General features: G+C 69.1%; 6 protein-coding genes. 2 read left to right on the top strand and 4 right to left on the bottom strand.

The window, feature by feature from the left end; all coding sequences use genetic code 11:
* Both VD972_RS41685 and greA read right to left on the bottom strand, forming a co-directional pair.
* A partial coding sequence (locus VD972_RS41685; RefSeq protein ID WP_324994985.1) for an ATP-dependent DNA helicase RecG occupies positions 1-2,182 on the bottom strand: 2,182 nt, incomplete at its 3' end.
* Positions 2,183-2,293: 111 nt separating this feature from the next.
* Positions 2,294-2,803, bottom strand: a complete 510-nt coding sequence (gene greA, locus VD972_RS41690) for a transcription elongation factor GreA (protein ID WP_324994987.1) — start codon at positions 2,801-2,803, stop codon at positions 2,294-2,296.
* 128 nt (positions 2,804-2,931) lie between these two features.
* On the opposite strand from greA, the gene VD972_RS41695 reads away from it, so the two are divergent.
* Both VD972_RS41695 and VD972_RS41700 read left to right on the top strand, forming a co-directional pair.
* On the top strand, positions 2,932-3,459 hold the full coding sequence (locus VD972_RS41695; protein ID WP_324994989.1) for an FHA domain-containing protein: 528 nt from the start codon (positions 2,932-2,934) through the stop codon (positions 3,457-3,459).
* Positions 3,460-3,471: 12 nt separating this feature from the next.
* On the top strand, positions 3,472-3,999 hold the full coding sequence (locus VD972_RS41700; protein WP_324994991.1) for an FHA domain-containing protein: 528 nt from the start codon (positions 3,472-3,474) through the stop codon (positions 3,997-3,999).
* A gap of 2 nt (positions 4,000-4,001) precedes the next feature.
* Here VD972_RS41700 and VD972_RS41705 read toward each other — a convergent pair whose 3' ends face one another.
* Both VD972_RS41705 and VD972_RS41710 read right to left on the bottom strand, forming a co-directional pair.
* Positions 4,002-4,745: a hypothetical protein gene (locus tag VD972_RS41705; RefSeq protein ID WP_324994993.1), complete on the bottom strand. Its 744-nt coding sequence runs from the start codon at positions 4,743-4,745 to the stop codon at positions 4,002-4,004.
* 9 nt (positions 4,746-4,754) lie between these two features.
* Positions 4,755-5,099 (bottom strand): hypothetical protein, encoded by a 345-nt coding sequence (locus VD972_RS41710; protein ID WP_324994995.1) that lies wholly within the window; start codon positions 5,097-5,099, stop codon positions 4,755-4,757.
* Between the last annotated feature and the right edge of the window lie 495 nt (positions 5,100-5,594).

Genomic DNA, 5,594 nt, shown 5'->3' on the forward strand with positions numbered 1-5,594 from the left:
GCTTCTCCGCGCCGCGCGTGGCGTCCTCCAGATCCAGCTTCTCGGACTCCTCCACCAGGGGATAGACGACGTAGGCCTGGTAGCCCTTGGCGATCTCGGCGGTCACCGCCTCGTAGACCCGGGCGCGGTGCTGCTCGCTGAAGACACGGGTGGCCACGGGCGTGCGGCCCGGGGGCAGCTCGTCGATGACGGAGATGTCCAGATCCCCGTAGAGCGTCATCGCCAGCGTGCGCGGGATGGGCGTGGCGGTCATCACCAGCACGTCCGGCCTGCGGCCCTTGCTCATGAGCGTGTGGCGCTGGATCACCCCAAAGCGGTGCTGCTCGTCGATGACGGCCAGCCCCAGCCGCTCGAAGGAGACGTCCCCCTGGATGAGCGCGTGGGTACCCACGGCCAGGTGGAGCTCGCCTCGAGCCACGGCCTCGCGCACCTCCCGCTTCTGCCGGGCCGTGCCGGCGGCGCTGAGCAGCCCCACCCGGAAGCCGAGCGGCTCCAAGAGGCGGCGGAAGGTGCGATCGTGCTGCTCGGCGAGGATCTCCGTGGGCGCCATCACGGCCACCTGGTAGCCGTCCTGCAGCGCGATCAGCGCCGCCACGAGCGCCACCGCCGTCTTCCCAGAGCCCACGTCGCCCTGGACGAGCCGGTTCATGGGCTCGGGGCGGGCCATGTCACGGCAGAGCTCCTCGATGACACGGTGCTGGGCGCCAGTGAGCTGGAACGGCAGGGCGCCGCGGGCCTTCTCCAGCCGGTCCGCGGAGACGTCGAAGGCGATCCCCTTCTCCACCTTCACGCCCTGGCGCTTGAGGCCCACGCCGAGCTGCAGGAAGAACAGCTCATCGAACGCGAGCCGCCGGTGGGCGGGGCTGCGGTGCGCGTCGAGCAGGGCCAGGTCCGAATCCTCCGCGGGGAAGTGGATGCTGCGCAGGGCCTCGGGGAGCGTCATCAGCCCCAGGCGCTTGCGCAGGGACTCGGGCAGGGGCTCCTCGAGGTGCTGGGCGTAGGACTCGCTGACGCGGGAGGCGATCTCGCGGAAGGAGCGCTGATCGCCGCGCTCGAGGCCCGGGTAGATCGGGACGATGCGGTTGAAGTGGACGGAGGAGGAGGACTCGATGTCCTCGGCGGGCTCGATCTCCGGGTGGGCCATCTCGCGGCCATTCATGCCGGCGCGCACCTCGCCGGAGAGCACGAGCCGCTTGCCCACGGTGAAGCGGGCCTTGAGCCAGGGGCCGGCGTGGAAGTACGTGGCGGCGATGCTGCCGGAGCGATCCGCGACCACCGCCTTGAAGTAGCGCTTGCCGTTACGGCCGGAGGTGTAGTCGGCGAGCTTGACGACCCCGACGGTGACGCCGCGCTCGCCCGGATCCAGCTCTGCGATGGTCAGCAGGCGGCGCCGATCCTCGTAGCAGCGCGGCAGGAGGAAGAGGATGTCGCCCATCCGGCGCAGGCCCTTCTTGTTCAGGGCGCCCAGCAGCCGCGGGCCCAGCCGCTTGCCCAGCGTCTTGAGGGGCATGGACAAGGGCCCTGAGCGCGGCGCGATGGAGAGGAGCTTCGCCTCGGCCCGGGACGCCTCCGCACCGGCAGCGCTCTTGCGCTTCTTCGGGGCAGCGGCCTTCTTCTCCGTCGCGGGAGGAATGCGCGCGGCAGGCCGGGAAGGGGGCGCGGGCGTCAGCACCAGCGGTGCAGGGGCGCTCGGCGCGGGGGCGCTCGGCACGGGCGCGGAGCCCTTCACAGGCTCGGTGGCCTTCCAGGGGGGAACTCCCACAGCCGGCGCCGGAGCCAGGGGCGCGCGAGCCGTCCCACGGGTCCCCGAGGGTGGGCCCGAGGGCACCGCCATGGCTCCCATTTTCTCCTCCGAGTCGCTCCCGGCACCCACCGCCTCGGGCAGGGAGCCGCCAGCCTCGCCCCGAATCACCTGCTCCAACTCGGCCGGCAGCGCCACCCCGCCCATCTTCAGTGCGGCGACGACGCGCCGCAGGGCGGCCTTGCGCCGATCCAGCACGGGGTGGTCCACATGGGGCAGCACGGCGCGCAGGAGCGACAGGGCGCGAGGCTCCACCCCGGAGGCCCCCGCCAGGGCGCGCTCGATGACGCCGCGCAGATCCCTCACCGTGGTGAGCTGGGCGAAGTCCCGCTGGCACGCGTAGCGCAGCGGTCCAACGAGGCTGGCGAGGGGGTGGCTCACGGGCGGGTCCGAGCGCTCATCCTAAGGAGCAGGGATGACGTCCCGCACGAAATGAAAGCGGGGGACCGGGCAGAAGCCCACTCCCCCGGCGGCTGCGTGTGCCGCGCAGCGTCAAGGAGTGGACGGGGCTTCTTCGTCCTGAGGATCGTCGAAGCGGATCTCCTCGATCTCGAACTCGCGCTCACCTCCGGGGCTGCGCACGGTGGCCGCGTCCCCCACCTTCTTGCCAATGAGCGCCTGCGCCACGGGCGAAGTCACGGCGAGCCAGCGCTTCTTGATGTCGGCCTCCAGCTCCCCGACGATCCGGTACGTCACCGTCTTGTCGGTCTCCGTGTCGCGCAGCATCACGGTGGCGCCGAAGACGACGGTGTCCCCCTTGAGCTTGCTGGTGTCGATGACCTCGGCCCGGGCAATCCAGTCATTGATGTCCAGGATGCGGCCCTCGATGTGCGACTGCTTCTCCTTGGCCGCGTGGTACTCGGCGTTCTCCTTCAGATCGCCGTGAGCCCGCGCGACCTCGATCTCCCGAGAGATCTTCCCACGCTCCACCGTCTGGAGCTGCTTGAGCTCCGCCTTGAGCTTGCGAAGGCCATGGGGGGTCATCGGGATGTTCCCACTCATCGATACGGCTCCTTCTGCGAGGAAATTCCGAATGTAGGAGACGTTCGGCATGCGGGCAAACGAAAGCAGCCGGAGGGCTGTCAGAGCGGGACTTGGGTGGTGACCGGTGAACCCATTAGGCTGCCTGGATGCTCCTGGTCCGCGAGGTCCGAGCTCTGGCGGGGAACCTCTCCAACGAAGACTTCCAGAGACAGGTGGGCCCCTTCGTCCTCGTGCGGCGTCCCCCGGACCCCGTGGTGGAGCAGGTCTCCCTGCGGCTGGGCGCCCAGCGCACCCGGCTGGGGCGCACCCAGGCGGACTCCAAGATTCTGATGGCGGAGCTGCTCCAGCAGTTCGATGATCTGAGCGTGGTCACCCTTCCTCCCATCACCGGCAGCGACGAGCTGCAGATCGGCCGGCTGCCCGACAACGACTTCGTCATTGACGATCCGTCGGTCTCCAAGCGCCACGCGGTGCTGCGCTGGGACCATGTCGCCCGGCGCTGCGTGGTGACGGACCTGCGCTCGCGCAACGGCACGGTGGTGAACGGTGAGTACCTGCGGGATCAGAACAGCCTGATGCAGGATGGGGACATGTTGAGCTTCGGGGACGCGGAGTTCTGCTACCTGGAGACCCACAGCCTGCTGGCGATGCTTCGCACGGCGGGAAACGACTGAGGCGGAACCACGATGATTTCAGTGAAGGAATTGCGAGCGCTCGGCGCAGCTCTCCCGGAGGCGAAGTTCCGCCGCCAGCTCGGGCCGTTCGCGCTCATCCAGCGCCCTCCGAGCCCGGAGTCCTCCGCGGTGCTGGATCCCACGCGCACGGCCAACCGGGGGACGATCGAGCAGGGGATGCTCTCGCTCCTGTTCGAGTTCGAGGATCTACTGGTGGCGACGCTGCCACCCCTGGGCGAGACGGACTCGCTGATATTCGGCCGGCTGCCGGACTGTGACGTGGTGCTGGATGACAGCTCGGTGTCCAAGCAGCACGCGGTGCTGAAGTGGAACGAGGCCGAGCGTCGCTGCACGGTGAAGGATATGGGCTCGCGCAACGGCACATTCCTGAACGGGACGATCACCATGCAGCGCGAGGTGACGCTGCGGGACGGAGACATCCTGAGCATCGGCTACGTGCAGTTCTGGTACCTGCTGACGGAGACGCTCTACACGCGGCTGCGCAATCCCCCAGGAGGCATGGGCTCGCACAGGGCGTGACGCTAGAAGCTCCCGGCGAGTCCCCCGAGCAAGCCCCCCCGAGGCGTCGCGCCGACCACGGGCACCACCCGAAGGCCGGTTCGGGACGAGGGCCCGGCTCGAGCCGCGTAGGCGCGGCTCTGGTTCATGGCGTGGGAGATCTCATAGCCCACGATGGCTCCGAGGACGGGCCCGATGATGAGGGCAGCGACCAGGCCCCCTGTGTCCTCGGAAGTCAGTCCGTAGAAGAGTCCGGCCCCGGTCCCCAGGAGGGTGCCGCCGAGCGAGGGGAGGAACTGTCCCCTGCCCCCCAGTCCCTCGGCGGCATACCCGACGCCCAGGGGGATGCCCACGAACGCGGCGGGGACCGTGATGATGAGGAGGGTGGCAAGGCACACCTCGCCCGAGGAGCAGCTCACGTCCTCGAGCGCGGAGACCCCCGCGAGCAGGCCCACGATGCCCATGCCCACGCCGCCGAGCACCCCTCCGAACGCCTCCGCGAGGATGCGTGGCAGGAGCAGATCAGGAGGCCCCTCGTTCTCCGGCCTGTAGCGGTAGGGGATGAGCTCGCCCTCGGGAGCAGCCTGAGCCGAGGGATCCGGCTCCGCCCTCTCCTGAGGCGGCACTTCCCTCTCCTCCTCGGACTGAGGAGCCGAGACGGGCACCACGTTCTCTGGTCCGGCGAGGGGCGCATCCGCGGAACCTTGGGCCCATGAGACGCTCGCCGTGAACAGGACGAGACTCAGCACCATGCGGAAGAAGAGCATCCCCCGAGCCTAACGCATCGTTGCAGTGATCCAGGTGTAGGCGATCCGCGGCGTGCACTCCGATTGCGCGCAGAACGCGACGAATTGGCCGGGGTGTGTCGCGCTGCCTGCGAGGTAGAGCCCACGCACGTCGGGATTCTTGTGAGGCAACCGCCCCCGCCGCATGAATTTCGCGGTCATTGCAGGGTTCATCGCGTCATGTGGCAAGAGGAACTGCCTTCCCCAATCCGACGGGGTACGGAGCGCGAGCACCCGCGCCTCGCCAGCATCCTTCCACCAGGGATCGGCGATGCGGGCTTGGAACCAGGCTCGCTGGCCCTCGGGGCCGAGTCTTTGCGCTTCGCTGTGATCCATTGATGCGATCAACCTGGCGGGATAGGTGCCGCTCCGCCCGCAAGTGGAGTCGACGGCCTGTGGCTGCACCAGTACCGCGCAAGGGCCTGAATCTGGCCGGTGGAAACGGAAGTAGCTGCCCGGGCTCGAACCCTACACGGCGAGATACGCGCACCCGCCCGGCGACTGAAGCTTCACGCCTTCGACGGCACTCCGCGAACGGTCGACGGAGGCCCCGACGACGAGCTCGTGGGTTCCCACCCCACCGTGATTCGAGACCACCGCATCCAGGGCGACAGCCTCGCCAGATTCAAGCTCGATTCCGCGCACGCGTCCGCCCTCGCACCTGATCTTCTGCACCCGCGCCCGAGCTTGAGGTGGACGCCAGCCTTCTCTGCCGCCCGCGCCAGAGCTCTCGGCACCGTGCCAATGCCACCGCGGGCGTAGAAGGCTCCTTGATGGTGGAGAAACATCGGCGCGAACGCCATCGGGCTCGGCGCCTCATCCACCGGCTGT

The organism is Hyalangium sp. (assembly GCF_035629615.1).
GTDB lineage: Bacteria > Myxococcota > Myxococcia > Myxococcales > Myxococcaceae > Hyalangium.

Bases quoted from the DNA above. Each gene is read 5' to 3' on its own strand.
- VD972_RS41705 (WP_324994993.1), bottom strand. From the start codon at position 4,745: ATGCTCTTCTTCCGCATGGTGCTGAGTCTCGTCCTGTTCACGGCGAGC.
- VD972_RS41695 (WP_324994989.1), top strand. From the start codon at position 2,932: ATGCTCCTGGTCCGCGAGGTCCGAGCTCTGGCGGGGAACCTCTCCAAC.
- VD972_RS41700 (WP_324994991.1), top strand. From the start codon at position 3,472: ATGATTTCAGTGAAGGAATTGCGAGCGCTCGGCGCAGCTCTCCCGGAG.
- greA (WP_324994987.1), bottom strand. From the start codon at position 2,803: ATGAGTGGGAACATCCCGATGACCCCCCATGGCCTTCGCAAGCTCAAG.
- VD972_RS41710 (WP_324994995.1), bottom strand. From the start codon at position 5,099: ATGGATCACAGCGAAGCGCAAAGACTCGGCCCCGAGGGCCAGCGAGCC.